This is a genomic window from Streptomyces sp. NPDC107528 (assembly GCF_055639295.1).
Genome location: NZ_JBVKAV010000001.1, coordinates 1 through 26,883 on the forward strand (window position 1 = coordinate 1; position 26,883 = coordinate 26,883).

The window sequence follows — 26,883 nt, forward strand, 5'->3', positions numbered from 1 at the left end:
AAGCACGGTAACGTGTGGAGGTGACCGGTACTAATAGGCCGAGGGCTTGTCCATAGATGCTCGCGTCCACTGTGTTAGTTCTGAGGCAACGACCGATGTCCCCAGTTCGGGGTTTCCGGTTTGTTTGTTTCATAGTGTTTCGGTGGTTATAGCGTGAGGGAAACGCCCGGTTACATTCCGAACCCGGAAGCTAAGCCTTACAGCGCCGATGGTACTGCAGGGGGGACCCTGTGGGAGAGTAGGACGCCGCCGAACTCCTTTTAATAGGGTTGGATCCAGAACTTCGGTTCTGGGTCCAACCCTTTTTTGTTGCGCGTCACCTGAAGTTCACGTTTCGCAACCAACATCCCACACATGGGTACTGCTGCAATGCTCAGGGCCGCCGGCGTCGGAGTCGGTGACGAGGTTGTCGTACCGGCGTTCGGGAACGTCGATGTCGCCGAGGCCGTGGTCCTGGCCGGGGCGCTGCCGGTGTTCGCCGACATAGATCCGGTGACGTACTGCCTGGACGCCGGCGCTGTCGAGGCGGTCGTCACCTCGCGGACGGCTGCTGTCGTGGCCGTACATCGTTTTGGGCGGTGGGCCGACATCGCGCGGCTGCACGAGATCGGGCAGCGGCATGGGCTGCTGGTGTTGGAGCAGGGCGAGTCCGAGGTTCCGTACGACGAGATCGCTCAGCGTCGGCAGCGAGCCGCTTACCTGGACGCGAAGTTGAAGGGCGTTCAGACGCCCGATGGCGGTGACGGGCACACCTATCAGCAGTACGTCGTGCGCGTGCCGGGGAACGGGCGGCCGGATCGCGACGCATTCGCCCGGGCCGTGCGGGCCAGGGGAGTTGAGTGCCGGGTGCCGGTGAAGACGGCCGTGCACAGGCTGCCGGAGTACCGGCGGTGTGTGTCCCTGCCGGAGACCGAGCGGGCCGCTGACGAAACGTTGGCCCTGCCCGTCGACGCGTCTTTGACCAAGAGGGACATGCAGCGGATCGTGTCCGCCTGCAATGCGCTCGGAGGACTTCTCCAGCCCGCCTTCTGAGCGGGTTTGGGAGCACGGGTGTGTTCGGGGTACGATCTATTCCGTTGCCGCGAGGGAAGCTTCGCAAATGGTGACAGGCCCCTATAGCTCAGTCGGTAGAGCGTCTCCATGGTAAGGAGAAGGTCAACGGTTCGATTCCGTTTGGGGGCTCCAAACTGAAGGCCCCGCCCAATTGGGCGGGGCCTTTTGCATGTCCTCCCCGTGTGCTCCTCGGTCCCTAATCCTTGTGAAGGCCAGGGACGCGCATGGCAAGGATGGCCATGTCGTCGGACGGGGCGTCCGAGGCGAAGCGTTCGACGGCGCGCATGATGCGGGCCGCGACCGCGCCCGCGGTCAGACCCGTGCAGGTGGTGAGGACGTCGGTGAGGCCGTCGTCGCCCAGCATGCGGCTGCCCTCGCGGCGTTCGGTGACGCCGTCCGTGACGCACAGGAGGACGTCACCGGGATCGAGGGTGACCGTCTGCTCGTAGAGCTCCAGGTCTTCCATCACACCGAGGAGCGGCTGGGGTTCGGCCGCCGGCTCGACCGTGCCGTCCTGGCGCAGACGGAGGGGGAGCGGGTGGCCGGCGCAGACCACCTTCAGCTCGGCGCTGCCGTCCTCCTGCGGCCTCAACTCGCCGTAGAGGAGCGTCAGGAAGCGGCTGCGGGCGCCCTCGTCGAGGATCGCGGAGTTGAGGCGCTCCAGCACTGCCGGGCCACTGAGGCCCTCGCGTGCGAGGAGCCGGAGCGCGTGCCGGGCGAGTCCCGTGACCGCCGCCGCGTTCGGGCCCGTACCGCAGACGTCGCCGATGGCGAAGCCGTAGGCGCCGTCGCTGATCGGGAAGAGGTCGTAGAAGTCGCCTCCGACCTCGTTGCCCTCGCCGGCCGCGCGGTAGATGACCTCGACCTCGACGCCGTCGATCTCGGGCAGCTCGGGCGGCAGGAGGCTGCGCTGGAGGGACTGGCTGATGGCGGTGCGCTCGGAGTAGAGGCGGGCGTTGTCCAGGGCCAGGGCGGCCCTTCGCGAGAGGTCCTCCGCCAACTCCAGGATTTCCTGACGGAAGTGTTCGTCCGTCGGCTTGCCGAGCGTCAGCATGCCGATGACCCGGTTGCGGGCCACCAGCGGCAGTACGACCGTCTCGCCGCCCACCGCGGAAGCCGTGGCCAGGGTGGGGCCGATGCCGATGCCCGAGCTGACCCGGTGCGGGGGCTCGCCGAGGCCCAGGCTGCGCATGGAGGTGCGCAGGGCCGCCTGGTGGGCCGCCTGGGCAGGGGCCGACCAGACGCGGGCGCCGGGGGTGGGGACGGGGTCGGGAGGGGAGATCTTCGACAGCAGAGACTTAATGCCGTCGATGAGTTCCTCGTCCTCGTGCAGGACGTATGACAGGTACGGATCCGAGGCCTGGTCGGCGATCGTGTAGACCGCGCACCAGGTGGCAAGGGTGGGGACCGTCATCTGGGCCATCAGGGCCAGGGTCTGGTCGCGGTCCAGGGTTCCGGCGAGCAGGTCGGAGGCCTCGACGAGGAAGCTGAGCGAGCCGCGGCGCAGGCGTTCCAGTTCGCCCAGCCGGGCCGACTCCACGGCCAGGGCGATGCGGTCGGCGGCGAACTGGAGGCGCAGTGCCTCCTCGTTGGAGTATCTCGCGGGGGCCTCGGCGGCGACGCCGAGGGAGCCGGTGAGGCGGCCCTCGACCTTCAGGGGCACGGTGACGACCGAGCGCATGCCGGTGCCCCTGAGCAGCGGGACGGCGCCGGGGACCATCGTGAGGTCCTCGTGGACCGCCGGCATGCGGGCCGAGCCGTAGCGGCCGGGGCCTGCCTCGACGGGCACGCGCGCGAAGCGCTGGCGGGCGGAGGGCAGGCCGGTGGAGGCGCGGACCTCCAACTCCGTTTCGTCGTCCGTCGCCAGGAGCAGGAACGCCGAGTCGCCGTCGAGCATGTCGCGGGCGCGTTCCACCGTGCGCTGGAGGAGGCCGTCGAGGTCGTCCGGGGCGGGTGAGCCGATGAACACCTCGAACGGGTCGGTGCTCTGGGCGTCGTTGCCGGTGTCGGAGGCCGGGATGCGCAACGGCGTCTGCAGAACAGCCCGTTCGTGGTCCCGGACCAGGAGGCAGACCGTTGACGGTTCGCCGCCCGTGTCACGGACGCGGAGGTGGGAGGCGTACACCGGAGTGACGCGGCCGTTGGCGCCCCTTATGCCGTAGCTGCCCTCCCAGCGGGAGAGCTGGAGTGCTTCGGCGATGCCGGTACTCGTGCCCGGAGTGTGCGGCCAGGCGGCGAGGTCGGTGAGGGGCTTTCCGGTGACCTGCTCTGCCGCATAGCCGAAGAGGTCCTCGGCGTCCTCGTTCCAGGACGAGATGGCGCCCGTGCGGTCGATCTGGACCACCGCGACGCGGACGCGGCCGTCGGCGAGGGGGAGGAGGTCGGAGGGCAGGGACGGGCCGGCCGCGCGGGTGCCCACCGGGCGCTCGGGGAGGTCCAGTTGGAACCAGACCTGCTTGTGCGTGGGCGTGTATTCGACGCCCCAGCGGCCGGCCAGGGCCGCGCACAGCTGGAGGCCGCGGCCACCCTCGCGGTCGGGGCTGCCCATGTTGACAGGCGAGCCCTGGAGGGGGATCTCGCGCTCCGGATACCGGTCTGCCACCTCGACGCGTACGCCGTCGTCACTGCGCAGACACAGAACGTCCGCGGACGTGCCCGCGTGGACGACGGCGTTCGTCACCAATTCACTGGTGAGGACTACGGCGTCGTCGACGATGTCGGCGAAGCCCCAGCCCTGGAGTGTGTCGCGGACGAAGGAGCGGGCGCTCGCCACCGATCGCCCGACGGGGTCGAAGCTGGCTGCCGCGCGCGCGGTGATCACAGAACTCCTCGTCCGGTTGTCGACGTGCAAGGCCCCGTGGCCGGCCGGCTCGCGCCGCTGATGCGGCATCTGCGCGCCCGTCGGCCGCTCCGGGGATTGTCCCCCCGGGATCAGTCCGGTGGTCATGTCCGGCTGCCCCTCCGATGCCCGCTCGTTGCTCCTCCTGCCACCGCCCAGGCCGGACGGACCGGCGCGGCTGGACAGCCGCATGCAAGGTTACTTACCTTCGCCGTCCATGCGGATGCCGGTCTGCAGTGTTTCCGTCCGGAGGGTGTGCGGACGATGTGCGAAGCTGCCGAACTGTTATGGCCGGGTTCGGCGGGGGTGAAACACTGGGCAAGCTTCTTGTGAAGGTCCGGGCAGGCCGAGTGTCGTTCGCGTATCGCGGGCAGCAGCACGTGGTGTGGCCTGGTATATCCGGCAGGAATACCCAGCAGTAGCGAGAACGCCGAACAGCAGAACCCGAGCACAGCAGTAACGGTCGACCCCTGCGGGAGGGACACAGTGGAGTCTGGCGCAGCGACGCGGGGCACTAAGACGCGCGCGAAAGGCGGACAGTCCCTGAGGAACGAGCGTAAAACGCGAGGCGGGACCACTGCGGTGGACACGGCTGCCCTGAACCGGCTGCTGACGGCCCTTGTGTCGATGCGCGACGGGAACTTCCGAAAGCGGCTCACGGTGTCCGGGGACGGCGTGATGTCGGAGATTGCGGCCGTCTTCAACGAGGTGGCCGACCGCAATCTTCATCTGACGGGTGAGTTGGCGCGGGTGCGGCGCATGGTCGGCCGCGAGGGCAAGCTCACGGAACGGCTGGAGACGGGCGCCTGTGAGGGCTCCTGGGCGGCCGCCGTCGACAACTCCAACGCCCTGGTCGACGACCTCGTACGGCCCGTCTCCGAGGTCGGGCGGGTGCTGTCCGCGGTGGCCGACGGTGATCTGTCGCCGCGTATGGAGCTGCGGACGCAGGCACAGGACGGGACCGGGCACCCCCTGCGGGGCGAGTTCCTCAAGGTCGGACGTACTGTAAACAACCTTGTCGATCAACTGTCGACGTTCACCGACGAGGTCACGCGCGTGGCCAGCGAGGTGGGCACCGAGGGCAAGCTCGGCGGGCAGGCACGCGTGCGTGGCATGTCGGGTTCGTGGAAGGACCTCACGGACTCCGTCAACACCATGGCGTACCGGCTGACGGCCCAGGTGAGGGACATCGCGCTGGTGACCACCGCGGTCGCCAAGGGTGATCTGTCCCGTAAGGTCACGGTTCACGTGGCCGGCGAGATGCTCGAACTGAAGAACACCGTCAACACGATGGTGGACCAGTTGTCGTCGTTCTCCTCCGAGGTGACGCGAGTCGCGCGCGAGGTGGGGACCGAGGGTGAGCTGGGCGGTCAGGCGCAGGTGCCAGGTGTGGCCGGCGTGTGGAAGGACCTCACCGATTCGGTGAACCTCATGGCCGGCAACCTGACGGCGCAAGTGCGAGGAATCGCACAGGTGACGACGGCGGTCGCCAACGGTGATCTGTCGCAGAAGGTGACCGTGTCGGCACGCGGCGAGGTCGCGCAGCTCGCTGACACGATCAACCAGATGACCGAGACGCTGCGGATCTTCGCGGACGAGGTCACGCGCGTGGCGAACGAGGTCGGCGCCGAGGGCCGGCTGGGCGGCCAGGCGAACGTGCCGGGTGCGGCGGGCACCTGGAAGGACCTCACGGACTCCGTCAACACCGTGTTCCGGAATCTGACCATTCAGGTGAGGGACATCGCGGCGGTCACCACGGCTGTGGCCAACGGTGACCTGTCGCAGAAGGTCACGGTCGACGTGGCCGGCGAGATGCTCGAGCTGAAGAACACCGTCAACGGCATGGTCGACCAGCTGTCGTCGTTCGGTTCCGAGGTCACACGTGTCGCGCGTGAGGTCGGCGTGGAGGGTGAGCTCGGCGGTCAGGCCCAGGTGCCAGGGGCCGCGGGGACGTGGAAGGACCTGACGGACTCCGTCAACACGGCGTTCCGCAACCTCACCGGACAGGTGAGGAACATCGCCCAGGTGACCACGGCCGTGGCCAACGGTGACCTGTCGCAGAAGGTCACCGTGGACGTCTCCGGCGAGATGCTCCAGCTGAAGAACACCGTGAACACGATGGTGGACCAGCTGTCGTCCTTCGCCGACCAGGTCACGCGCATGGCCCGGGACGTGGGCACCGAGGGCAGGCTGGGCGGTCAGGCGGTCGTACCGGGGGTGGCCGGTACGTGGAAGGAGCTCACGGACTCCGTCAACGGAATGGCAGGAAACCTCACCGCCCAGGTGAGGAACATCGCCCAGGTGACCACGGCGGTGGCCCGGGGTGACCTGTCTCAGAAGATCGACGTCGACGCGCGCGGCGAGATCCTGGAGCTGAAGAACACCATCAACACGATGGTCGACCAGCTGTCGTCCTTCGCCGACCAGGTGACCCTGGTCGCGCGCGAGGTGGGCACCGAGGGCCGCCTGGGCGGACAGGCACAGGTGCCCGGCGTCGCCGGTGTGTGGCGTGACCTGACCGACTCCGTGAACGGCATGGCCTCCAACCTGACCGGCCAGGTGCGCAACATCGCCCAGGTCGCCACGGCGGTGGCCCGGGGTGACCTGTCCCAGAAGATCACCGTGGACGCGCGCGGCGAGATCCTGGAGCTGAAGAACACCCTGAACACGATGGTGGATCAGCTGTCGTCCTTCGCCGAAGAGGTCACGCGTGTGGCCCGTGAGGTGGGCACAGAGGGCATCCTCGGAGGTCAGGCCGAGGTGCAGGGTGTCTCCGGCACCTGGAAGGACCTCACGCAGTCCGTGAACTTCATGGCGAACAACCTGACGATCCAGGTGCGCAACATCGCCGAGGTCACGACCGCGGTCGCCAAGGGCGACCTGTCGAAGAAGATCACCGTCGATGCCAAGGGCGAGATCCTCGAGCTCGTCACCACCGTGAACACGATGGTGGACCAGCTGTCGTCCTTCGCCGAGCAGGTGACCCGAGTCGCCCGTGAGGTGGGCACGGACGGCATCCTCGGTGGCCAGGCGCACGTGCCGGGCGCCACGGGCATCTGGAAGGACCTCAGCAACAACGTCAACCTGATGGCCAACAACCTCACCGTTCAGGTGCGGAACATCTCCCAGGTCGCGGCGGCCGTCGCCAACGGTGACCTGACGCGGACGGTGACCATCGAGGCGCGCGGTGAGGTCGCGCAGCTCGCGGACACCTTCAACACCATGGTGAAGACGCTGAGTTCGTTCGCCGACCAGGTCACCAAGGTGGCCCGTGAGGTGGGCACGGACGGCATTCTCGGTGGTCAGGCGCATGTGCCGGGTGTGGCCGGTACCTGGAAGGACCTCACCGAGTCCGTGAACCAGATGGCGTCCAACCTGACCGGGCAGGTGCGCAACATCGCCATGGTCACGACCGCCATCGCCAAGGGTGACCTGACCAAGAAGATCGACATTGACGCCCGAGGCGAGATCCTCGAGCTCAAGACGACCATCAACACGATGGTCGACCAGCTGTCGTCCTTCGCCGAAGAGGTCACCCGAGTCGCCCGCGAGGTGGGCACCGAAGGACAGCTCGGCGGCCAGGCACGCGTGCGTGACGTCGACGGCACCTGGCGGGACCTCACCGAGTCCGTGAACGAAATGGCAGGAAACCTTACTCGGCAGGTACGTGCCATCGCGCGCGTGGCGACCGCGGTGACCCGCGGTGACCTGAACCTGAAGATCGACGTCGACGCGTCCGGCGAGATCCAGGAACTCCAGGACTACATCAACAAGATGATCGCCAACCTGCGCGACACCACGATCGCCAACAAGGAGCAGGACTGGCTCAAGGGCAACCTCGCCCGGATCTCGGCACTGATGCAGGGCCGCCGCGATCTGGCGGACGTCGCCTCGCTGATCATGAGCGAGCTGACGCCGGTGGTGACTGCGCAGCACGGTGCCTTCTTCGTCGCCATGCCGCTGCTCGACGGCAAGGACCTGGCGGCCGAGAACGATGACCAGTACGAGCTGCGGATGCTCGGGTCCTACGGCTACTCGATGGGTTCCATGCCGACGTCCTTCCGGCCGGGTGAGGCGCTCATCGGGACGGCAGCCGAGGAGAAGCGCACGATCCTGGTGGAGAACGCGCCCAGCGGCTATCTGAAGATCTCCTCCGGGCTCGGCGAGGCGCCGCCCGCGCAGGTGATCGTCCTTCCGGTGCTGTTCGAGGGCAAGGTGCTAGGCGTGATCGAGCTGGCCTCCTTCACGCCGTTCACGCAGATCCAAAAGGACTTCCTCAACCAGATCGCCGAGATGATCGCGACCAGCGTCAACACCATCTCCGTCAACACCAAGACCGAGGTGCTGCTGAAGCAGTCGCAGGAGCTGACCGAGCAGCTCCGTGAGCGGTCGGAAGAGCTGGAGAACCGGCAGAAGGCCCTTCAGGCGTCCAACGCCGAACTGGAGGAGAAGGCCGAGCTGCTGGCCCAGCAGAACCGCGACATCGAGGTGAAGAACACCGAGATCGAGGAGGCGCGGCAGGTCCTGGAGGAGCGCGCCGAGCAGCTCGCGGTCTCCATGCGCTACAAGAGCGAGTTCCTCGCCAACATGTCGCACGAGCTGCGTACGCCGCTCAACTCGCTGCTGATCCTGGCCAAGCTGCTCGCCGACAACGCGGAGGGCAACCTCTCGCCGAAGCAGGTCGAGTTCGCCGAGACCATCCACGGCGCCGGCTCCGACCTGCTCCAGCTGATCAACGACATCCTGGACCTCTCGAAGGTCGAGGCGGGCAAGATGGACGTCTCCCCGACGCGTATCGCGCTCGTGCAGCTCGTCGACTACGTGGAGGCCACCTTCCGGCCGCTCACCGCGGAGAAGGGCCTGGACCTGTCCGTGCGGGTCTCGCCCGAGCTGCCCGCCACCCTGCACACCGACGAGCAGCGGCTGCTGCAGGTGCTGCGCAACCTGCTGTCCAACGCGGTGAAGTTCACCGACTCCGGGTCGGTCGAGCTGGTCATCCGGCCCGCCGGGATGGACGTGCCGCAGAAGATCCGGGAGCAGCTGCTGGAGACCGGCTCGCTGACCGAGGCGGACGCGCCGCTGATCGCGTTCTCCGTTACCGACACCGGCATCGGGATCGCGGCCAGCAAGATGCGGGTGATCTTCGAGGCGTTCAAGCAGGCGGACGGCACGACCAGCCGTAAGTACGGCGGTACGGGGCTGGGGCTGTCGATCTCGCGGGAGATCGCGCAGTTGCTCGGCGGTGAGATTTACGCGCAGAGCGAGCCGGGACGCGGCTCGACGTTCACGCTGTATTTGCCGCTGCACCCGAGCGAACTGCCTCCGCACGGCTACCAGCAGCAGTTGCCGTCCCTCGATGCGGGCGACTTGGTGGCCTCGGCCGCCGAGCTGGCGGAGCTGGCCGACGTGGAGATCGAGACGCCGGCCGAGGTGCGGTCGTACCGGGAGACGCAAAACGGCGCCGCCGCTCTCTTCAGGCGCCGCCGCAGGGCCGCGAGCGAGCTGGAACAGCGGCCTGCGCAGCAGGAGCAGTGGACGGCGCCGGAGCCGGCCAGGACGCCGCAGTCGTTCCGGGGCGTCCGCTTCGGTGGCGAGAAGGTGCTGATCGTCGACGACGACATCCGTAACGTCTTCGCGCTGACCAGTGTCCTGGAGCAGCACGGCCTGTCCGTGCTGTACGCGGAGAACGGCCGTGAGGGCATCGAGGTCCTGGAGCAGCACGACGACGTGGCGGTCGTCCTGATGGACATCATGATGCCCGAGATGGACGGATACGCGACGACCACGGCGATCCGCAGGATGCCGCAGTTCGCCGGACTCCCGATCATCGCGCTGACCGCCAAGGCGATGAAGGGCGACCGGGAGAAGGCGATCGAGTCGGGCGCCTCCGACTACGTGACGAAGCCGGTCGACCCCGATCATCTGCTGGCGGTGATGGATCAGTGGATGGCCGAGGAGTGACGGCAGCTGACAGTGTTCACGCGGAGTTGCTGACTCAGTGTGCTCGAAGTCGTGTAGAAGTGCGGGATTCGGGGAACCTTCTGGTCTCCCGCTGCGTTTCTGCTACGTGCACAGTGACATCGCGGTGACAGGGTGTGGCGACAGGCGGGGTGCGGCTACCATGACCGGCACGAGGGCGGGCGGCGTAACGGAGTCGTCCCCTGGGGCGGAGCCCGGTGCACTGCCGGGGCGAGGAGGGCGGGCCATGGTGCAGAAGGCCAAGATCCTCCTGGTCGATGACCGGCCGGAGAATCTGCTGGCGCTGGAGGCGATCCTCTCTGCGCTCGATCAGACCCTGGTGCGGGCATCGTCCGGGGAGGAAGCGCTCAAAGCACTGCTGACGGACGACTTCGCGGTCATTCTGCTGGACGTCCAGATGCCGGGAATGGACGGTTTCGAAACCGCGGCGCACATCAAGCGCCGAGAACGGACCCGCGACATCCCGATCATCTTCCTCACCGCGATCAACCACGGCCCGCATCACACCTTCCGCGGCTACGCGGCGGGTGCGGTGGACTACATCTCCAAGCCGTTCGACCCGTGGGTGCTGCGGGCGAAGGTCTCGGTGTTCGTCGAGCTGTACATGAAGAACTGCCAGCTGCGAGAGCAGGCGGCGCTGCTGCGGCTCCAGTTGGAGGGCGGCGGCAAGGCCTCGGGTGCCGACCAGAAGGAGCCGGCGGGGCTGCTGGCCGAGCTGTCGGCGCGGCTGGCTGCGGTCGAGGAGCAGGCCGAGGCGCTGTCCAAGCAGCTTGACGACGACTCGGCGGATGCGGCCGCGGTGGCCACGGCGGCTCATCTCGAACGCAAACTCACGGGGTTGCGGCGGGCGCTCGACGCGCTGGAGCCGGGTACCGGGAGTACGTCGTCGGTTCCCTCGCAGAACTGACGTCGCGGTGGCGCGTGTTGACGCGCGTCGTATCCGGGCCGTCCGGCGTGTGACCGGCTCGTGAACCGGCGTCAGTTCACCGCCCCCGTAAGGACGACACGAACGGGTGAAGCAGTGGGCACACGTGTCCGCTGTCTTCTCCACCGGTAACCTCACACCCATGGCCTCACGTCCCTCCGCAGCCAAGAAGCCGCCCGCAAAGAAGGCGGCTGCTTCGGCGAAGGCTCCGGCGAAGAAGGCCGCCGCCAAGAAAGCCCCCGCGAAGAAGGCGCCGGCAAAGAAGGGCGCGGCGAAGAAAGCCGCGCCCGCGCCCAAGCCGGCGCCCAGTCCCACCGGGGGCATCTACCGCCTCGTACGCGCCGTCTGGCTCGGGCTCGCACACGCGGTCGGCGCGGTCTTCCGCGGCATAGGGCAGGGCGCGAAGAACCTCGACCCCGCCCATCGCAAGGACGGCATCGCGCTGTTGCTCCTAGGGCTCGCGCTGATCGTCGCCGCCGGCACTTGGTCCAACCTGCGCGGCCCCGTCGGCGACCTCGTCGAGATCATCGTGACCGGCGCCTTCGGCCGGCTCGACCTGCTGGTGCCGATACTGCTCGCGGTCATCGCCGTACGGTTCATCCGGCACCCCGAGCAGCCCGAGGCCAACGGCCGAATCGTCATCGGCCTGTCCGCGCTCGTCATCGGCGTGCTCGGCCAGGTCCACGTCGCCGTCGGCTCGCCCGCCCGCAGCGACGGCATGCAGGCCATACGGGACGCCGGCGGGCTGATCGGATGGGGCGCGGCGACTCCGCTGACGTACACCATGGGCGAGGTCCTCGCCGTACCGCTGCTCGTGCTGCTCACGATCTTCGGTCTGCTGGTCGTCACGGCCACCCCGGTCAACGCCATCCCGCAGCGGCTGCGACTGCTCGGTGTGAAGCTCGGGATCCTGCCCGACCCCGAAGAGGACGACGAGTACACCGACGACGAGCGCTACGACGACCAGTGGCGCGAATCGCTGCCCGCGGCGCGTGGTCGCAAGCGCCGTCCGGCCCCCGAGGCGTACGACCCCGACAGCGCCGAGCAGGAGGCCCTCTCGCGGCGTCGCGGCCGTCCGAGGCGCTCCGCGGTGCCGCAGCCCGAGATGGAACGTCCCATGGACGCTGTGGACGTCGCCGCGGCCGCCGCTGCCGCGCTCGACGGCGCTGTCCTGCACGGGATGCCGCCCTCGCCGATCGTCGCCGACCTCACCCAGGGCGTGAGCGTGGGCGACCGCGCGGAGACCACCCCGGTGCCGACGCCGGTCCCGGCTGCGCGTCCCAAGCAGGAGAAGCTCCCCAAGTCCGAGGTGACGAACCTCGGCAAGGCCGAGGTCCCGGACCTCACCAAGGCCGCGCCCGAGCAGATGCGCGACCTGCCCACGCGCGCCGAACAGCTCCAGCTGTCCGGTGACATCACGTACTCGCTCCCGTCGCTCGACCTGCTCGAGCGCGGCGGCCCCGGAAAGTCGCGCAGCGCCGCCAACGACGCCATCGTCGAGTCGCTCACCACCGTCTTCACCGAGTTCAAGGTCGACGCCCGCGTCACCGGCTTCACGCGCGGGCCGACGGTCACGCGCTACGAGGTCGAGCTCGGGCCGGCAGTGAAGGTCGAGCGGATCACCGCGCTGACGAAGAACATCGCGTACGCGGTCGCCAGCCCAGACGTGCGGATCATCAGCCCGATCCCCGGCAAGTCCGCGGTCGGCATCGAGATCCCCAACACCGACCGCGAGATGGTCAACCTCGGTGACGTGCTACGTCTCGCGGCCGCCGCCGAGGACGACCACCCGATGCTGGTCGCGCTCGGCAAGGACGTCGAGGGCGGCTACGTGATGGCCAACATCGCGAAGATGCCGCATGTGCTGGTCGCCGGTGCGACCGGTTCCGGTAAGTCGTCCTGCATTAACTGCTTGATCACTTCGGTGATGATGCGGGCGACCCCGGAGGACGTCCGCATGGTCCTGGTCGACCCCAAGCGCGTCGAGCTGACCGCCTACGAGGGCATCCCGCACCTGATCACGCCGATCATCACCAACCCGAAGCGGGCCGCCGAGGCGCTCCAGTGGGTCGTACGGGAGATGGACCTCCGGTACGACGACCTGGCTGCGTACGGATACCGGCACATCGACGACTTCAACGAAGCCGTTCGCAACGGCAAGGTGAAATCGCCCGAGGGCAGTGAGCGCGAGCTTCAGCCGTACCCGTACCTGCTGGTCATCGTGGATGAGCTCGCCGACCTGATGATGGTCGCGCCGCGCGACGTCGAGGACGCGATCGTGCGGATCACGCAGCTCGCGCGCGCGGCCGGCATCCACCTGGTGCTCGCCACGCAGCGGCCGTCGGTCGACGTCGTCACCGGTCTCATCAAGGCGAACGTCCCCTCACGGCTCGCGTTCGCCACGTCCTCGCTCGCGGACTCGCGCGTCATCCTCGATCAGCCCGGCGCGGAGAAGCTGATCGGCAAGGGCGACGGGCTGTTCCTGCCGATGGGTGCCAACAAGCCCACGCGTATGCAGGGCGCGTTCGTGACCGAGGAGGAGGTCGCGGTCGTCGTCCAGCACTGCAAGGACCAGATGGCTCCGGTCTTCCGGGACGACGTCGTCGTGGGGACGAAGCAGAAGAAGGAGATCGACGAGGACATCGGCGACGACCTCGACCTGCTGTGCCAGGCGGCCGAGCTGGTGGTCTCCACGCAGTTCGGTTCGACGTCGATGCTCCAGCGCAAGCTGCGGGTCGGTTTCGCGAAGGCGGGGCGGCTGATGGACCTCATGGAGTCCCGCAACATCGTCGGACCGAGCGAGGGCTCGAAGGCTCGTGACGTTCTTGTGAAACCTGATGAGCTGGACGGAGTGCTCGCCCAGATCCGCGGGGAGGCTTAAAAGAGTCCGGGGCGGAAAAGCGACACAGTGATGGCCTCCGACGGGTGGGTGATGAGTCGATGTCCGATCGTGACTCACCCGTAAGGGATCATTGAGCAACCGTTCCCCTTCGGCGTACGTCAAGTTGAGGGAAGCGCGACAATCTCGTACCCCCACCATCGGCGTGTCCGGCCATTCCGATGGCGTACAAAGTCCTACCGCCCGGTTGCCCCACCCTTTCGTACCCCCCCTAGACTGAACCTGCAGCACAGGTGGCTTAAACGCTCGAAAGGCGCCCCCGTGTCCATCGGCAACTCCCCTGAAGACGAGCGTCCGTTCGAAGACGTGTCCGAGGAAGCCCGCCCCTCGATCGGCCGTGCCCTCCAGCAGGCCCGTATCGATGCCGGGCTGACTGTCGACGACGTCACCAACGCCACCCGGGTCCGAATCGCCATCGTGCATGCCATCGAAGCGGACAACTTCGCCGCCTGTGGCGGTGACGTGTACGCCCGTGGCCACATCCGGACCCTGGCCAAAGCCGTCCACCTCGACCCTGCCCCGCTGCTCGCCCAGTACGACGACTCGCACGGCGGACGACCGGCGCCGACCCCGGCCGCCCCCCTGTTCGAGGCGGAGCGCATCCGCCCCGAGCGGCGCGGGCCCAACTGGACCGCGGCCATGGTCGCCGCGATCGTCGCCGTGATCGGGTTCGTCGGGTTCACCGCGTTCAAGGGCGAGGACGAGGGTGGCAAGTCGGCGGTCGCCGAGGGCGGCTCGACGCCGACGGCCGACAAGACCACACCCACGCCGAAGACCGACAAGCCCAAGGACCCGAAGCCGTCGGACAGCGCCATCGCCGCCGTCCCCCAGGACAAGGTGACCGTCCAGGTCAGCGCCGCCGACGGAAGGAGCTGGGTCGCCATCAAGGACCACAACGGCCGGCTTCTCTTCGACGGCCTCCTCAAGCAGGGCGACTCCAAGACGTTCCAGGACAGCGAGAAGATCAACCTCGTCCTCGGTGACGCCGGCGCGATCGACCTCTACGTCAACGGCAAGAAGATCGAGGACGACTGGCAGCCGGGCGCCGTGGAGCGCCTCACGTACACGAAGGGCGACCCGCAGGCCGGATAAGTCTGGCTCAAGGGTTTGGTTGCGGACGGGGTTGGCCAAGATCGGCCAACCCCGTCGACGTGGGCTGTCAGTGAGACAAAGTAGTCTTGAGCCCATGCCTGAACGCCGTACCGTCGCACTCGTCACTCTTGGCTGCGCCCGTAACGAGGTGGACTCGGAGGAGCTCGCAGGCCGCTTGGAGGCGGACGGCTGGGACCTCGTGGAGGACGCCGGGGACGCGGATGTCGCCGTCGTCAACACGTGTGGCTTCGTCGACGCCGCCAAGAAGGACTCCGTCGACGCCCTCCTGGAGGCCAACGACCTCAAGGGGCATGGGAGAACCCAGGCCGTCGTGGCGGTGGGCTGTATGGCCGAGCGGTACGGCAAGGAGCTCGCCGAGGCCCTCCCCGAGGCCGACGGCGTGCTCGGCTTCGACGACTACTCCAACATCTCGGACCGCCTGCAGACCATCCTGAACGGCGGCATCCACGCCGCGCACACCCCGCGCGACCGGCGCAAGCTGCTGCCGATCAGCCCGGCCGAGCGGCAGGAGTCCGCGGCCGACGTCGCGCTCCCCGGGCACGCGCCCGTCGACCTTCCGGACGGGCTCGCCCCGGCCTCCGGTCCCCGCGCGCCCCTGCGCCGCCGCCTCGACGGCGCCCCGGTCGCCTCGGTGAAGCTCGCCTCCGGCTGCGACCGGCGCTGCTCCTTCTGCGCCATCCCGTCCTTCCGCGGCTCCTTCATCTCGCGCCGACCCAGCGACGTGCTGAACGAGACCAGGTGGCTGGCCGAACAGGGCGTGAAGGAGATCATGCTGGTCTCCGAGAACAACACCTCGTACGGCAAGGACCTGGGCGACATCCGTCTGCTGGAGTCCCTCCTGCCGGAACTCGCCGAGGTCGACGGCATCGAGCGTGTCCGCGTCAGCTACCTCCAGCCGGCCGAGATGCGGCCCGGCCTCATCGACGTGCTGACCTCGACGCCGAAGATCGCCCCGTACTTCGACCTGTCCTTCCAGCACTCCGCTCCCGACGTACTGCGCTCGATGCGCCGCTTCGGGGACACCGACCGCTTCCTGGAGCTCCTCGACACCATCCGCGGCAAGGCACCGCAGGCCGGTGTGCGCTCCAACTTCATCGTCGGCTTCCCTGGCGAGACCGAGGCCGACCTCGCCGAGCTGGAGCGGTTCCTGAACGGTGCGCGGCTGGACGCCATCGGCGTCTTCGGCTACTCCGACGAGGACGGCACCGAGGCCGCCACCTACGAGAACAAGCTCGACGAGGACGTCGTGGCCGAGCGGCTGGCACGTGTCTCCCGGCTCGCGGAGGAACTCGTCTCGCAGCGGGCCGAGGAGCGCCTCGGGGAGACACTGCACGTGCTCGTCGAGTCGGTCGACTCCGAGGACGCGGAGGGTGCGTACGGCCGTGCGGCCCATCAGGCACCGGAGACGGACGGCCAGGTGCTGCTCACGAGCGGCGAGGGACTGAGCATCGGTCGTATGGTCGAGGCGAAGGTGGTCGGTACGGAAGGTGTCGACCTCGTGGCCGAGCCGCTGCAGGGCACGCTCGCGTGTAGTGAGGAGGCCGGCAGATGACCGGAGTTCCGGCGTCCGCCGCGGGTGGCTCCTCCCCGGCGGGTGCGGCAGGCAGAGCGAGTGCGGTGGGTTCGTCCAAGGCCGGTGGCCCGAAGGCCGGCGGTTCGAAGGCGACCGGTTCGAAGGCGGCCGGCGGCTCGAAGACGGGCGGCGCCGAAGGGGGCGTCCCCGGCGGTACGAAGCCCGCGCGCGGCGGGAAGATCGCGGCCGCGGCCGTCAATCAGGCAAGCGTCTGGAACGTCGCCAACCTCCTGACCATGCTCCGGCTGGTCCTCGTGCCCGCGTTCGTGGCACTGATGCTGGCCGACGGCGGATACGACCCGGCGTGGCGCTCGCTGGCCTGGGCGGCCTTCGCCATCGCCATGATCACCGACCTCTTCGACGGTCACCTGGCGCGCGCGTACAACCTCGTCACCGACTTCGGGAAGATCGCCGACCCCATCGCCGACAAGGCGATCATGGGGGCGGCGCTGATCTGTCTGTCCGCGCTGGGCGATCTGCCGTGGTGGGTGACGGGCATCATCCTCGGCCGGGAACTCGGGATCACGCTGCTTCGTTTCATCGTCATCCGGTACGGCGTGATTCCGGCGAGCCGCGGCGGCAAGCTCAAGACCCTGACGCAGGGCGTGGCCGTCGGGATGTACATCCTGGCGCTGACGGGGTGGCTGGCCACCCTGCGGTGGTGGGTGATGGCCGCGGCGGTCGTCCTGACCGTGGTGACCGGGCTCGACTATGTGAGACAAGCCATTGTGCTGCGCAGGCAAGGAATCGCAGAGCGCAAGGCCGCGTTGGAGGAGACGGAAGCGTGAGTTCTCCGGCATCCGACGTGGTGCGACTACTCACAGTGAAAGGCGAGACGCTCGCTGTCGCCGAGTCGCTGACCGGTGGACTGGTCGCGGCGGAAATCACAGCCGCCCCTGGGGCTTCCAAGGCCTTCCGGGGATCGGTCACCGCCTACGCCACCGAACTGAAGCATGAGCTGCTCGGCGTCGACGCCACGTTGCTGGCACGGCACGGAGCCGTGAATCCGCAGGTCGCGGCCCAGATGGCAGCCGGTGTGCGGAAGGCGCTGGGAGCCGACTGGGGCGTTGCCACGACCGGCGTAGCGGGACCCGAGGAGCAGGACGGACAGCCCGTGGGGACCGTCTTCGTCGCCGTGGACGGACCCGCCGGCCACGGTTCCGGTTCCGCCGGTGGCGGAAAAGTGGAGGCCCTGCGGTTGAACGGCGACCGCGCGGAAATTCGTATGGAGAGTGTACGGAGCGTACTCGCGCTCCTCCTGAAGGAGCTTGCGAGCGAACTCAGTGGGAATGAGCGGGCACAGGATACGGAACAGAACGGGGGGTTTTGATGTTTGCAGCCCTGAGTGAACACGACATCGCTCCCCGCACGGCCGCGGCGCAAGGCGGTACGGTGGGGCGTGAAGGATGCGGCTACGCGGTCCGAGGAGGGAGCCACCGATGATTCTGCTCCGTCGCCTGCTGGGTGACGTGCTGCGTCGGCAGCGCCAGCGCCAGGGCCGTACTCTGCGCGAAGTCTCCTCGTCCGCCCGAGTCTCGCTCGGCTATCTCTCCGAGGTGGAGCGGGGGCAGAAGGAGGCTTCCTCCGAGCTGCTTTCCGCGATCTGCGACGCGCTTGACGTACGGATGTCCGAGCTCATGCGGGAAGTGAGCGACGAGCTCGCCCTCGCCGAGCTGGCCCAGTCTGCTGCGGCCACTCCGAGCGAACCTGTACCCACGTCGGTCCGCCCGATGCTGGGTTCCGTGTCGGTGACCGGTGTGCCACCGGAACGGGTGACCATCAAGGCGCCTTCCGAGGCGGTCGACGTGGTCGCCGCCTGACTGTGACCATCGCGCGCGTGGCCTGACCGTGCGCTGAGATCTGTGTGGGGCCCCGGCCGGGCCTCCTCCAGGGAGACTTGGGGGAGTGCGGTCGGGGTTTCGTGCTGTCTGGGGGCTCCTGTGCTGCGCGGGGGCGCCTGGGACGGCCTATGGCGCCTTGCGGCGTCCGTTTGCCGGTGTCGGGCCCGGCGGTCATGGTGGAGGGTGTGATCGGCGCATGACGCGCTGTGATGACGTTGGCCCGCGCTGCATCCGTGTGCCGCCGGTGCGCCCTCCCGGTGGGTGAACGGGCGGCCTAGCCTCGGGCTGGAGGTGAGCGGATGGCACGGCCGATAGCGCGCTGGGGGGTGACCCTCGGGTTCGGGGCGCTGTGGTGGTGGGCCGTGCTGCGGCTCGCCCTGGCGCCCGGCGCGGGGGTGCTGGAGGGCGCCGTCGCCGCGGGAGGGTGGGGGCTGAGCCTGCTGCCGGTGCACTGTGTGCCGAAGGGGCGAGCCGCGGGAGCCGTTGACTCACGGCGATGGGCTCAGGCCTGGCGGGCGGGGCGCGCTACCACGGCATCGCCACACCACCGTTCGGACGCAGGATCTGCCCCGTAGTGAACGACGAGGCGTCGGACGCCAGGTGCAGCACCGCGTGCGCGATGTCCTCCGCTTCACCGACCCGACCCAGCGGCGACATACGGGCCATGAGCGCCTCGGTGTGCGTCTGGGCCGCGCCGTCGTGGCGGTCGGTCATGGGGGTGCGGATCCAGCCCGGGGCGACCGCGTTGACGCGGATGCCGTGCGGGCCCATCTCCGTCGCCAGTGTCTTGGTCAGCTGCACGACGGCCGCCTTGGCGGCTCCGTAGCAGAGCAGGCCCGGGCCGCCGGTGTCCACGGCGCCGGAGGCCATGGTGACGATGCTGCCTCTGATGTCTTGGGCGAGCATCGCGCGGGCCGCCTCCTGGCAGGCGTACAGCACTCCCTTGAAGTTGACGTTCAGTACCCGGTCGAGGTCCTCGTCGCGGGTCTCCAGGACCGGGCTGCTGTGCATGATCCCGGCGACCGCGGCCATCACGTCTAGTCGGTCGCAGGATGCGACGGCCTGGCGGAGCTGCTCGCGGTCGGTCACGTCGAGGTGATGGGTGTGGGCGGCGCCGCCGCTCGTTTTGATCAGGGTCGCCGTGTCGTGGAGGCCCTGTGCGTCGCGGTCGGCGCAGTGCACGGTTGCGCCGGCCTCGGCGAGGAGGACGGCCGAGGCGCGGCCGATGCCGCTGGCGGCGCCGGTGACGAATGCGGTGCGTCCGGAGAGGTCGTACGCCTTGACGGCCATGAAAGGACGGTACGAGGAGTTCTGATGGATCGTCAATTAGTGGTGTGGGGCGGAGTGCTGGGCCGCTCCGGCGAGCGGGGCCCTTGGGCGGTGTGTGGCGCCCTGCGCGCAGCGGTTGCGCTCGGGGCCGGGCCCGCCTGGCAGTTCGGGCACCAGTAGGTGGGGCGCTCGCGGGAACCGTCGCCCTGGTCGGCTGCGCGGATGGCGGTGCCGCAGCGCAGACAGGAACGCTTCGCACGGCCGTACACGAAGAGGTCCTGGCCGCGGCGGCCCGTCGTACTGCGGATCGGGCGGTCGCGGTTGGCTTCCAGGAGTTTCTTGGCGAGTACGGGCAGTTGGGCTGCGTGCTCGGCCGGGAGTGCGCCGACGGGGAGCCAGGGGGTGACTCGGAGCAGGAAGCAGAGCTCGCTCTTGTAGACATTGCCGATGCCGGCGAGGTTGCGCTGGTCCAGCAGGGCCTCGCCGAGGGGGCGGGCGGGGTCGGCCAGGAGGTTGGCGAGGGCGCGGTCAGGTGCCCAGTCCGGGCCCAGGAGGTCGGGGCCGAGGTGGCCCACTGCGCGGTGTTCCTCGGTGGTGCGCAGGAGGTCGAGGACGGGGAGGCGGTAGCCGACGGCTGTGCGGCCGGGGCGGGCGTCGGCGGCGGCGAGGACCAGACGGATCTGGTGGGCGGGGCCGCCCGTCCAGCGTTCCTGGTCGGCGAACACCTTCCAGGAACCTTCCATCCCGAGGTGCGTGTGGACCGTCAGGCCGCCCTCGATGCGGGTGAGGAGGTGTTTGCCGCGCGGGGTGACGTTCAGGACGGTGCGGCCCGTGAGATCGACCGTGGCGTACCTCGGTACCCGGAAGTCGCTGACGGTCAGCATCTCGCCCGCGAGGGCCGTGTGCAGCCGCTTCGCTGTCTGCCAGACCGTGTCTCCTTCGGGCATGGGTCAAGGGTGGCATGGGGGGCGAGGTGTGGGGTGCGGCTGTGTGGGGCGAGGGTGTGTGGGGCGGGTCGGATCGCAGGGTCCGTCGGGCTCGTGGGGGAGGGCTGAGGCTCGGGCTGGTGGTACGGGCGTGAGCTGGTCGTACGGGGTCAGGTTGGGCCGGGTTACGGGCTTCGGTATGGCCGGGTTGAGCGGCCGGACTGCCTCGTCCGAAGCCCGGGTCAGGCGCGTAGGCGTAGGCCTCGGGGTGTTGCGATGAAGCCCGCGCCTTCCAGGAGGGTGCCTATGGGGGACGTCAGGGCCGCGGCGCCGTTCACGCGCTCCACCGTGACGGTGCCGAGGGAACCCGCGCGGGCGGCTGCGGCGAGGGCCTCTGCTGCCGTGTGCAGCCGGGGGTCGTCGGTGGGCTCGATGTCCGGGGCCGAGGCCCAGGCCAGCAGGGTCTTGCCGCCGCGCTCCATGTAGAGGGTCAGCTCGCCGTCGACGAGTACGACTAGGGAGCCCGCCTTGCGGCCCGGCTTGTGTCCGGCGCCGGTCGGGGGCTCGGGCCAGGCGAGTGCGGCGCCGTACGCGTTCGCCGGGTCGGCGGCGGCGAGGACGACGGCCCGGGTGTCGGCGGCGGGGCGGGAGCGGCGGGCAGCGGAGCCTGGGCGGCCGGGGCCGGGGCCGGGGCCTGAGCCTGGGCCGAATCGGGGGCCGCCGCTGTGCCAGGCGGGGCCCTGGGGGGTGCGTCGGTCGCCCGGGGAGGCGAGGTCGCGGGGCGAGACGTAGTCGCCCGGACCGAGGTGGGCGTCCAGGAAGTCGTGGTCGAGGTCGGGGATGTCGTACGCGGGCGTGCCGTCGGGGTTGTCCCACGCGGCGTTGTCCCACGCTGGGGTGTTGCCCTGGTCGGCGCGAGGAGTGCCGAAGCCGTCGAGGGGGCCGTGCGTGTCAGATCCGCCGTAGCCGATGGGGGCGGCGCCGTCGCTGTCGGGAGTGCTGGGGCCGGGCAGGGCTTCGCCGCGTTCGCGGGCGTTGGCAACCGCGCGCAGGCGGTCCACCGCGCCGTCCATGGCGAACTGCGCGGCGCCGAGTCCCTCGACCACATAGCCGCGACGCGCCTGCCCGCTCTCCTCGAAGGCGGACAGGATGCGGTACGTCGCCGAGAAGCCGCCCTCGACGCCCTCGGCGGCGACCGCTCCCCGGGTCACCACGCCGTGCCGGTCGAGGAGCGCGCGGGCCAGGGCGTGGGCCCGCACTGTGGGGTCCGGCTCGTGGGCCGGGAGCAGGGACCAGCGGCCGGCGACGGTTGGGGGGCCGGTGCGGGACGCGGGGCGGGCGGCGGACGTGAGCGAGCCGTAGCGGCCGCGTGGGACGGTGCGCTTGGCGCGGTGGGCCGTGGAGCCCGCGGTGCGGCCCGAGCCCAGCAGGGAGCGCATGGGCGCGAGCGTGTCGTTCGTCAGGCGGCCGGACCAGGCCAGCTCCCAGAGTGCGTCGGCGAGTTGGGGGTCGGTGACATCGGGGTGCGTGGTGGCGCGGACCTGGTCGGTGATCTGGCGGAAGAACAGGCCGTAGCCGCCGGACAGGGCGTCCAGGACGGACTGGTGCAGTGCCGTCAGCTCCTGGGGGTGGGGCTGCGCCAGGAGCAGGGGGGCCGCGTCCGCCATGTAGAGGGACACCCAGCCGTCCTTGCCGGGCAGTGAGCCCGCTCCGGCCCAGACGACCTCGCCGGCGGCGGTGAGTTCGTCGAGCATCGCGGGGGTGTAGTTCGCGACGCGGGACGGCAGGACGAGTTTCTCCAGGGCGGACGCGGGCACGGACGCGCCCTGCAACTGCTCGATGGCGCGGACCAGTCCATCGATGCCGCGCAGCCCATGGCCCTTGCCGATGTGCTGCCACTGCGGCAGGAACTGCGCGAGCGCGGCCGGTGGCACCGGTTCCAGCTCATGACGCAGGGCAGCGAGGGAGCGGCGGCGCAGGCGACGCAGGACCGTGGCGTCGCACCACTCCTGGCCGATGCCGGCCGGGTGGAACTCGCCTTGTACGACCCGTCCGCTCCCCGCCAGCCGCTGGAGGGCGCCGTCGGTGATCGCGGCGCCCAGGCCGAAGCGGGCCGCCGCGGTGGCCGACGTGAACGGGCCGTGGGTGCGGGCATAGCGCGCGAGGAGGTCGCCGAGCGGGTCCTTGACCGGTTCGGTGAAGGCCTCGGGGACGCCGACCGGCAGTGCCGTGCCGAGCGCGTCGCGCAGGCGGCCCGAGTCCTCGATCGCCGCCCAGTGGTCCGTGCCGGCGATGCGGACCTTGATGGCGCGGCGGGCGCCGGCCAACTCCTGGGCCCACTGCGGCTCGGCGCCGCGCTCGACCAGCTCGGCGTCCGTGAGCGGGCCGAGGAGGCGAAGGACGTCCGCGACGCCTTCGACGTCCTTGACGCGGCGGTCCTCGGTGAGCCACTGGAGCTCTTGCTCCAGCTCGGTCAGCACCTCGGCGTCGAGCAGTTCCCGCAGCTCCGCCTGGCCCAGCAGCTCGGCCAGCAGGCGCGAGTCCAGCGACAGGGCGGCGGCGCGGCGCTCGGCGAGCGGGGAGTCTCCCTCGTACAGGAACTGGGCGACATACCCGAAGAGGAGGGAGCGCGCGAACGGGGACGGCTCGGGGGTGGTGACCTCGACGAGGCGTACCTTGCGGGCTTCGAGGTCGCCCATCAGCTCGGTCAGGCCGGGGACGTCGAAGACGTCCTGGAGGCATTCACGGACCGCCTCCAGCACGATCGGGAACGAGCCGAACTCGCCGGCGACCTGAAGCAGTTGGGCGGCGCGCTGGCGCTGTTGCCACAGCGGGGTGCGCTTGCCGGGGTTGCGGCGCGGCAGCAGCAGCGCGCGGGCGGCGCACTCGCGGAAGCGGGAGGCGAACAGGGCCGAGCCGCCGACCTGGTCGGTGACGATCTGGTCGACGTCGCCCTTGTCGAAGACGACGTCCGCCGCGCCGACGGGCGCCTGGTCGGCGTCGTACTCCGTGCCCGCCTTTCGCGGCTCCTGGTCGAGCAGGTCCAGGCCCATGAGGTCGGCGTCGGGCAGGCGCAGCACGATGCCGTCGTCGGCGTGCATGACCTGCGCGTCCATGCCGTACCGCTCGGAGAGCTTCGCGCCCAGGGCGAGTGCCCAGGGGGCGTGGACCTGGGCGCCGAAGGGGGAGTGCACGACGACGCGCCAGTCGCCGAGTTCGTCACGGAAGCGTTCGACGACGATCGTGCGGTCGTCCGGGATGTGGCCGCATGCCTCGCGCTGCTCGTCCAGGTAGGACAGGACGTTGTCGGCCGCCCAGGCGTCCAGGCCTGCGGTGAGGAGGCGCAGGCGGGCGTCCTCCTTGGGTAGCGAGCCGACCTCGCGCAGGAACGCGCCCACCGCGCGGCCCAGTTCGAGGGGGCGGCCCAGCTGGTCGCCCTTCCAGAAGGGGAGGCGGCCCGGTACGCCCGGTGCGGGGGAGACCAGGACGCGGTCGCGGGTGATGTCCTCGATGCGCCAGGAACTGGTGCCGAGCGTGAAGACGTCCCCGACGCGGGACTCGTAGACCATCTCCTCGTCGAGCTCGCCGACCCGGCCGCCGCCCTTCTTGGGGTCCGCCCCGGCGAGGAAGACACCGAACAGGCCGCGGTCCGGGATGGTGCCTCCGGAGGTGACGGCCAGGCGCTGTGCGCCGGGGCGGCCGGTGATCGTCCCGGCGACCCGGTCCCAGACCACGCGCGGGCGGAGCTCGGCGAACGCGTCCGACGGGTAGCGGCCGGCGAGCATGTCGAGGACCGCGGTGAACGCGGATTCGGGGAGCGACGCGAAGGGGGCGGCTCGGCGGACCATGGTGAGGAGGTCGTCGACCTGCCAGGTGTCCATCGCCGTCATGGCGACGAGTTGCTGGGCGAGGACATCCAGGGGATTGGCCGGGACCTTCAGGGACTCGATGGACCCGGTGCGCATCCTCTCGGTGACCACGGCTGCCTGGACGAGGTCGCCGCGGTACTTCGGGAAGACCACGCCGTTGGAGACGGCGCCCACCTGGTGACCTGCGCGGCCCACGCGCTGGAGGCCGGAGGCCACGGAGGGCGGTGACTCGACCTGGACGACGAGGTCGACGGCGCCCATGTCGATGCCCAGTTCGAGGCTGGAGGTGGCCACGACTGCGGGAAGGCGGCCTGCCTTGAGGTCCTCCTCGACCAGGGCGCGCTGCTCCTTGGAGACCGAGCCGTGGTGGGCGCGGGCGATGACCGGGGGCGCGCCCTGGGCTGCGCCCGAGCCGCCCATGAGCTCGGCCGGGGCGTGGTGCTCGTCCAGGGGTTCGCCGGTGGCCCGCTCGTAGGCGATCTCGTTGAGGCGGTTGCACAGGCGCTCCGCCAGACGGCGGGAGTTGGCGAAGACGATGGTGGAGCGGTGCGCCTGGACCAGGTCGGTGATCCGCTCCTCCACGTGGGGCCAGATCGAGGGGCGTTCCGCGCCTTCGGAGCCCTCGGCGACCGGGGAACCGCCCAGCTCGCCGAGGTCCTCGACGGGGACCACGACCGAGAGGTCGAACTCCTTGCCCGACTTCGGCTGGACGATCTCCACCTTGCGGCGGGGGGAGAGGTAGCGGGCGATCTCGTCGACCGGGCGGACGGTCGCGGAGAGGCCGATGCGGCGGGCCGGCCTCGGGAGCAGCTCGTCCAGGCGCTCCAGGGTGAGCGCCAGGTGGGCGCCGCGCTTGGTGCCCGCCACCGCATGGACCTCGTCCAGGATCACCGTCTCGATGCCGGTCAGGGCGTCGCGTGTCGCTGACGTCAGCATCAGGAAAAGGGACTCGGGGGTCGTGATGAGGATGTCCGGGGGGCGGGTCGACAGGGCTCGGCGCTCTGCGGCGGGAGTGTCGCCGGAGCGGATGCCGACCTTCACCTCGGGCTCGGGGAGGCCCAGGCGTACGGATTCCTGGCGGATGCCGGTCAGGGGGCTGCGGAGGTTGCGCTCGACGTCGACCGCCAGGGCCTTGAGGGGGGAGACGTAGAGGACTCGGCAGCGCTTCTTGGGGTCTGCCGGTGGGGGTGTGGCGGCCAGCTGGTCCAGGGCGGCGAGGAAGGCGGCCAGGGTTTTGCCGGAGCCGGTGGGGGCTACGACCAGCACGTCCGAGCCCTCGTGGATGGCCTGCCACGCGCCTGCCTGGGCTGCGGTGGGCGCGGAGAATGCGCCCGTGAACCAGCCGCGGGTGGCGGGGGAGAAGCCGGCTAGGGCTTGGTGCGGGTTGCTGACCATGCGTCCATCCTGCACCCGGGGACTGACAACGTGGCTGAGCTGGGGAAATGTGATCGGGGCGGCGGGGCGTCCTGCCTCCGGCGGTTGGGCCGTGATGCCTGCGGCGGCCTGTGCGGGTTCGGCGGGGGTGCGCGTAGTGCCTCGGTGCGTTTGTGGGTCGGGGCCGTGCCGGGGGTGTCCGTCCTCGGTCGGGCGGTTGCTGTGCCTCAAGAGGGGCTGTCTTTTGACGCCCGCCGCTGCGGGCGGACACCCCCCGGCACGTCCCCTTGCCGCCGTACGCGGGTGCTGCGCCGCGGGGTGCGCCGGGCGGTCGTGTCTCGCCGTCGCGGAGAATGGAGGCATGGCAGGTTCGGGTGAGCGGGCGCGGCACTGGCAGTACGCCGACTTGCCCGGTGTTGATCTGCTGCGGGCCAGGTACGTGCAGAAGACGTTTGTGCGGCATACCCATGAGAACTTTGTGATCGCCGCCATCGCCGATGGTGTGGAGGTCTTTCACTGTCGGGGTGCTGATCAGTACGCCGGGGCCGGTGCGCTTGCGTTGGTCAATCCGGAGACTCCGCATACCGGGCGGGCCGGGGTTCCTGAGGGGTGGCAGTACGGGGCCGTTTATCCGTCGCCCGAGGTGGTCGCCGAGATCGCGAGGGAGACCACTGCTCTTCGGGGGACGCCGGGGTTTGTGAGGCCGGTGCTCGATGATGCGTATGCCGTGGGGCTGGTGCATCAGGTGTTGCGGGCTGCGGATGAGGGGAATGCGCTGGCCGCCGACACGTTGCTTCGGGTGGCCGTGACCAGGCTGCTGCGGTTGAACGGTGGGGCTCTGCCGCAGCGGGAGGTGCGGACGGCCGGGGCTCGGGTCGCCGTACGTGCGCGTGAGGTGCTGGAGGGGCGGATGGCTGAGCCTCCGAGCCTGGAGAGGCTGGCTGTCGATCTCGGTACCGGTCCGTTTGCCTTGCTGCGGGCGTTTCGGGATCTGTACGGGATGCCGCCGCATACGTGGCTGACCGATGCGCGCGTGCGGCGGGCCCGGCGGATGCTGGATGCGGGGGTCTCGCCGGCGGAGGCGGCCGTTGCTGTGGGGTTCACCGATCAGCCGCATCTGAATCGGCACTTCAGCCGGATCGTCGGCGTTCCGCCTGGGGCCTATCAGCGGGAGCGCAAGAACGTACAAGACGTGACTGAGTGGCTGTCCTAGCGTCGCGGGT

The 26,883-nt window shown here is 69.7% G+C and carries 15 protein-coding genes, 1 tRNA gene and 1 rRNA gene; 13 read left to right on the plus strand and 4 right to left on the minus strand.

The genetic code is table 11. From position 1 onward, the window contains the following. Nucleotides 1-138: 138 nt before the first annotated feature. The 3 genes from rrf to ACZ7L5_RS00015 all read left to right on the plus strand — a co-directional run bounded on the left by rrf (nucleotide 139) and on the right by ACZ7L5_RS00015 (nucleotide 1,185). A 5S ribosomal RNA gene (gene rrf, locus ACZ7L5_RS00005) occupies nucleotides 139-255 on the plus strand. Nucleotides 256-369: 114 nt separating this feature from the next. Next, on the plus strand, nucleotides 370-1,032 hold the full coding sequence (locus ACZ7L5_RS00010) for a DegT/DnrJ/EryC1/StrS family aminotransferase (protein ID WP_363042130.1): 663 nt from the start codon (nucleotides 370-372) through the stop codon (nucleotides 1,030-1,032). A 77-nt stretch (nucleotides 1,033-1,109) separates the two neighbouring features. After that, nucleotides 1,110-1,185, plus strand: a tRNA-Thr gene (locus ACZ7L5_RS00015). A 64-nt stretch (nucleotides 1,186-1,249) separates the two neighbouring features. Here the strand turns inward: ACZ7L5_RS00015 and ACZ7L5_RS00020 are convergent. Beyond that, nucleotides 1,250-4,000 carry a SpoIIE family protein phosphatase gene (locus ACZ7L5_RS00020; RefSeq protein WP_365062569.1) on the minus strand — a complete coding sequence of 917 codons (2,751 nt, stop codon included), beginning with the start codon at nucleotides 3,998-4,000 and terminating at the stop codon, nucleotides 1,250-1,252. Between the two features lie 378 nt (nucleotides 4,001-4,378). On the opposite strand from ACZ7L5_RS00020, the gene ACZ7L5_RS00025 reads away from it, so the two are divergent. The 9 genes from ACZ7L5_RS00025 to ACZ7L5_RS00065 all read left to right on the plus strand — a co-directional run bounded on the left by ACZ7L5_RS00025 (nucleotide 4,379) and on the right by ACZ7L5_RS00065 (nucleotide 18,797). Next, complete coding sequence (locus ACZ7L5_RS00025; RefSeq protein ID WP_471513019.1) at nucleotides 4,379-9,853, plus strand: HAMP domain-containing protein; 5,475 nt, start codon at nucleotides 4,379-4,381, stop codon at nucleotides 9,851-9,853. 244 nt (nucleotides 9,854-10,097) lie between these two features. Next, nucleotides 10,098-10,778 (plus strand): response regulator, encoded by a 681-nt coding sequence (locus ACZ7L5_RS00030; RefSeq protein ID WP_471513020.1) that lies wholly within the window; start codon nucleotides 10,098-10,100, stop codon nucleotides 10,776-10,778. Nucleotides 10,779-10,938: 160 nt separating this feature from the next. Further along, the gene (locus ACZ7L5_RS00035; protein ID WP_471513022.1) at nucleotides 10,939-13,677 is read left to right on the plus strand and encodes a DNA translocase FtsK; all 2,739 of its coding nucleotides are present in this window, start codon (nucleotides 10,939-10,941) and stop codon (nucleotides 13,675-13,677) included. Between the two features lie 279 nt (nucleotides 13,678-13,956). After that, nucleotides 13,957-14,787 carry a helix-turn-helix domain-containing protein gene (locus tag ACZ7L5_RS00040; protein WP_363042053.1) on the plus strand — a complete coding sequence of 277 codons (831 nt, stop codon included), beginning with the start codon at nucleotides 13,957-13,959 and terminating at the stop codon, nucleotides 14,785-14,787. Nucleotides 14,788-14,881: 94 nt separating this feature from the next. Continuing rightward, nucleotides 14,882-16,360 (plus strand): 30S ribosomal protein S12 methylthiotransferase RimO, encoded by a 1,479-nt coding sequence (gene rimO, locus ACZ7L5_RS00045; RefSeq protein ID WP_362387713.1) that lies wholly within the window; start codon nucleotides 14,882-14,884, stop codon nucleotides 16,358-16,360. Further along, the gene (gene pgsA, locus ACZ7L5_RS00050) at nucleotides 16,357-17,169 is read left to right on the plus strand and encodes a CDP-diacylglycerol--glycerol-3-phosphate 3-phosphatidyltransferase (RefSeq protein WP_471513024.1); all 813 of its coding nucleotides are present in this window, start codon (nucleotides 16,357-16,359) and stop codon (nucleotides 17,167-17,169) included. The genes rimO and pgsA overlap by 4 nt, the downstream gene beginning before the upstream one ends. After that, on the plus strand, nucleotides 17,166-17,711 hold the full coding sequence (locus ACZ7L5_RS00055) for a CinA family protein (RefSeq protein ID WP_471513026.1): 546 nt from the start codon (nucleotides 17,166-17,168) through the stop codon (nucleotides 17,709-17,711). The genes pgsA and ACZ7L5_RS00055 overlap by 4 nt, the downstream gene beginning before the upstream one ends. Nucleotides 17,712-17,820: 109 nt before the next feature. Further along, entirely contained in the window at nucleotides 17,821-18,201 is a 381-nt protein-coding gene (locus tag ACZ7L5_RS00060) for a helix-turn-helix domain-containing protein (RefSeq protein WP_062700236.1), read from the plus strand. Between the two features lie 320 nt (nucleotides 18,202-18,521). Further along, complete coding sequence (locus ACZ7L5_RS00065; RefSeq protein WP_471513028.1) at nucleotides 18,522-18,797, plus strand: hypothetical protein; 276 nt, start codon at nucleotides 18,522-18,524, stop codon at nucleotides 18,795-18,797. Here the strand turns inward: ACZ7L5_RS00065 and ACZ7L5_RS00070 are convergent. The 3 genes from ACZ7L5_RS00070 to ACZ7L5_RS00080 all read right to left on the minus strand — a co-directional run bounded on the left by ACZ7L5_RS00070 (nucleotide 18,748) and on the right by ACZ7L5_RS00080 (nucleotide 25,681). Then, the gene (locus ACZ7L5_RS00070) at nucleotides 18,748-19,512 is read right to left on the minus strand and encodes an SDR family NAD(P)-dependent oxidoreductase (RefSeq protein ID WP_471513030.1); all 765 of its coding nucleotides are present in this window, start codon (nucleotides 19,510-19,512) and stop codon (nucleotides 18,748-18,750) included. The genes ACZ7L5_RS00065 and ACZ7L5_RS00070 overlap by 50 nt on opposite strands. Nucleotides 19,513-19,544: 32 nt before the next feature. Further along, nucleotides 19,545-20,438, minus strand: coding sequence for a DNA-formamidopyrimidine glycosylase family protein (locus ACZ7L5_RS00075; protein ID WP_471513032.1), 894 nt, complete (start codon nucleotides 20,436-20,438; stop codon nucleotides 19,545-19,547). A 221-nt stretch (nucleotides 20,439-20,659) separates the two neighbouring features. Then, nucleotides 20,660-25,681: an ATP-dependent helicase gene (locus ACZ7L5_RS00080; RefSeq protein WP_471513035.1), complete on the minus strand. Its 5,022-nt coding sequence runs from the start codon at nucleotides 25,679-25,681 to the stop codon at nucleotides 20,660-20,662. Between the two features lie 340 nt (nucleotides 25,682-26,021). Between ACZ7L5_RS00080 and ACZ7L5_RS00085 the strand changes: the two genes are divergently transcribed. Then, nucleotides 26,022-26,873, plus strand: a complete 852-nt coding sequence (locus tag ACZ7L5_RS00085) for an AraC family transcriptional regulator (RefSeq protein ID WP_471513037.1) — start codon at nucleotides 26,022-26,024, stop codon at nucleotides 26,871-26,873. The last annotated feature ends 10 nt before the right edge of the window (nucleotides 26,874-26,883 follow it).

What these genes read in the sequence shown, in the direction of transcription:
- ACZ7L5_RS00010 (WP_363042130.1), top strand. Translation starts at nt 370, where the DNA reads ATGCTCAGGGCCGCCGGCGTCGGAGTCGGTGACGAGGTTGTCGTACCG.
- ACZ7L5_RS00020 (WP_365062569.1), bottom strand. Translation starts at nt 4,000, where the DNA reads ATGACCACCGGACTGATCCCGGGGGGACAATCCCCGGAGCGGCCGACG.
- ACZ7L5_RS00030 (WP_471513020.1), top strand. Translation starts at nt 10,098, where the DNA reads ATGGTGCAGAAGGCCAAGATCCTCCTGGTCGATGACCGGCCGGAGAAT.
- ACZ7L5_RS00035 (WP_471513022.1), top strand. Translation starts at nt 10,939, where the DNA reads ATGGCCTCACGTCCCTCCGCAGCCAAGAAGCCGCCCGCAAAGAAGGCG.
- rimO (WP_362387713.1), top strand. Translation starts at nt 14,882, where the DNA reads ATGCCTGAACGCCGTACCGTCGCACTCGTCACTCTTGGCTGCGCCCGT.
- pgsA (WP_471513024.1), top strand. Translation starts at nt 16,357, where the DNA reads ATGACCGGAGTTCCGGCGTCCGCCGCGGGTGGCTCCTCCCCGGCGGGT.
- ACZ7L5_RS00060 (WP_062700236.1), top strand. Translation starts at nt 17,821, where the DNA reads ATGATTCTGCTCCGTCGCCTGCTGGGTGACGTGCTGCGTCGGCAGCGC.
- ACZ7L5_RS00065 (WP_471513028.1), top strand. Translation starts at nt 18,522, where the DNA reads ATGGCACGGCCGATAGCGCGCTGGGGGGTGACCCTCGGGTTCGGGGCG.
- ACZ7L5_RS00070 (WP_471513030.1), bottom strand. Translation starts at nt 19,512, where the DNA reads ATGGCCGTCAAGGCGTACGACCTCTCCGGACGCACCGCATTCGTCACC.
- ACZ7L5_RS00075 (WP_471513032.1), bottom strand. Translation starts at nt 20,438, where the DNA reads ATGCCCGAAGGAGACACGGTCTGGCAGACAGCGAAGCGGCTGCACACG.
- ACZ7L5_RS00080 (WP_471513035.1), bottom strand. Translation starts at nt 25,681, where the DNA reads ATGGTCAGCAACCCGCACCAAGCCCTAGCCGGCTTCTCCCCCGCCACC.
- ACZ7L5_RS00085 (WP_471513037.1), top strand. Translation starts at nt 26,022, where the DNA reads ATGGCAGGTTCGGGTGAGCGGGCGCGGCACTGGCAGTACGCCGACTTG.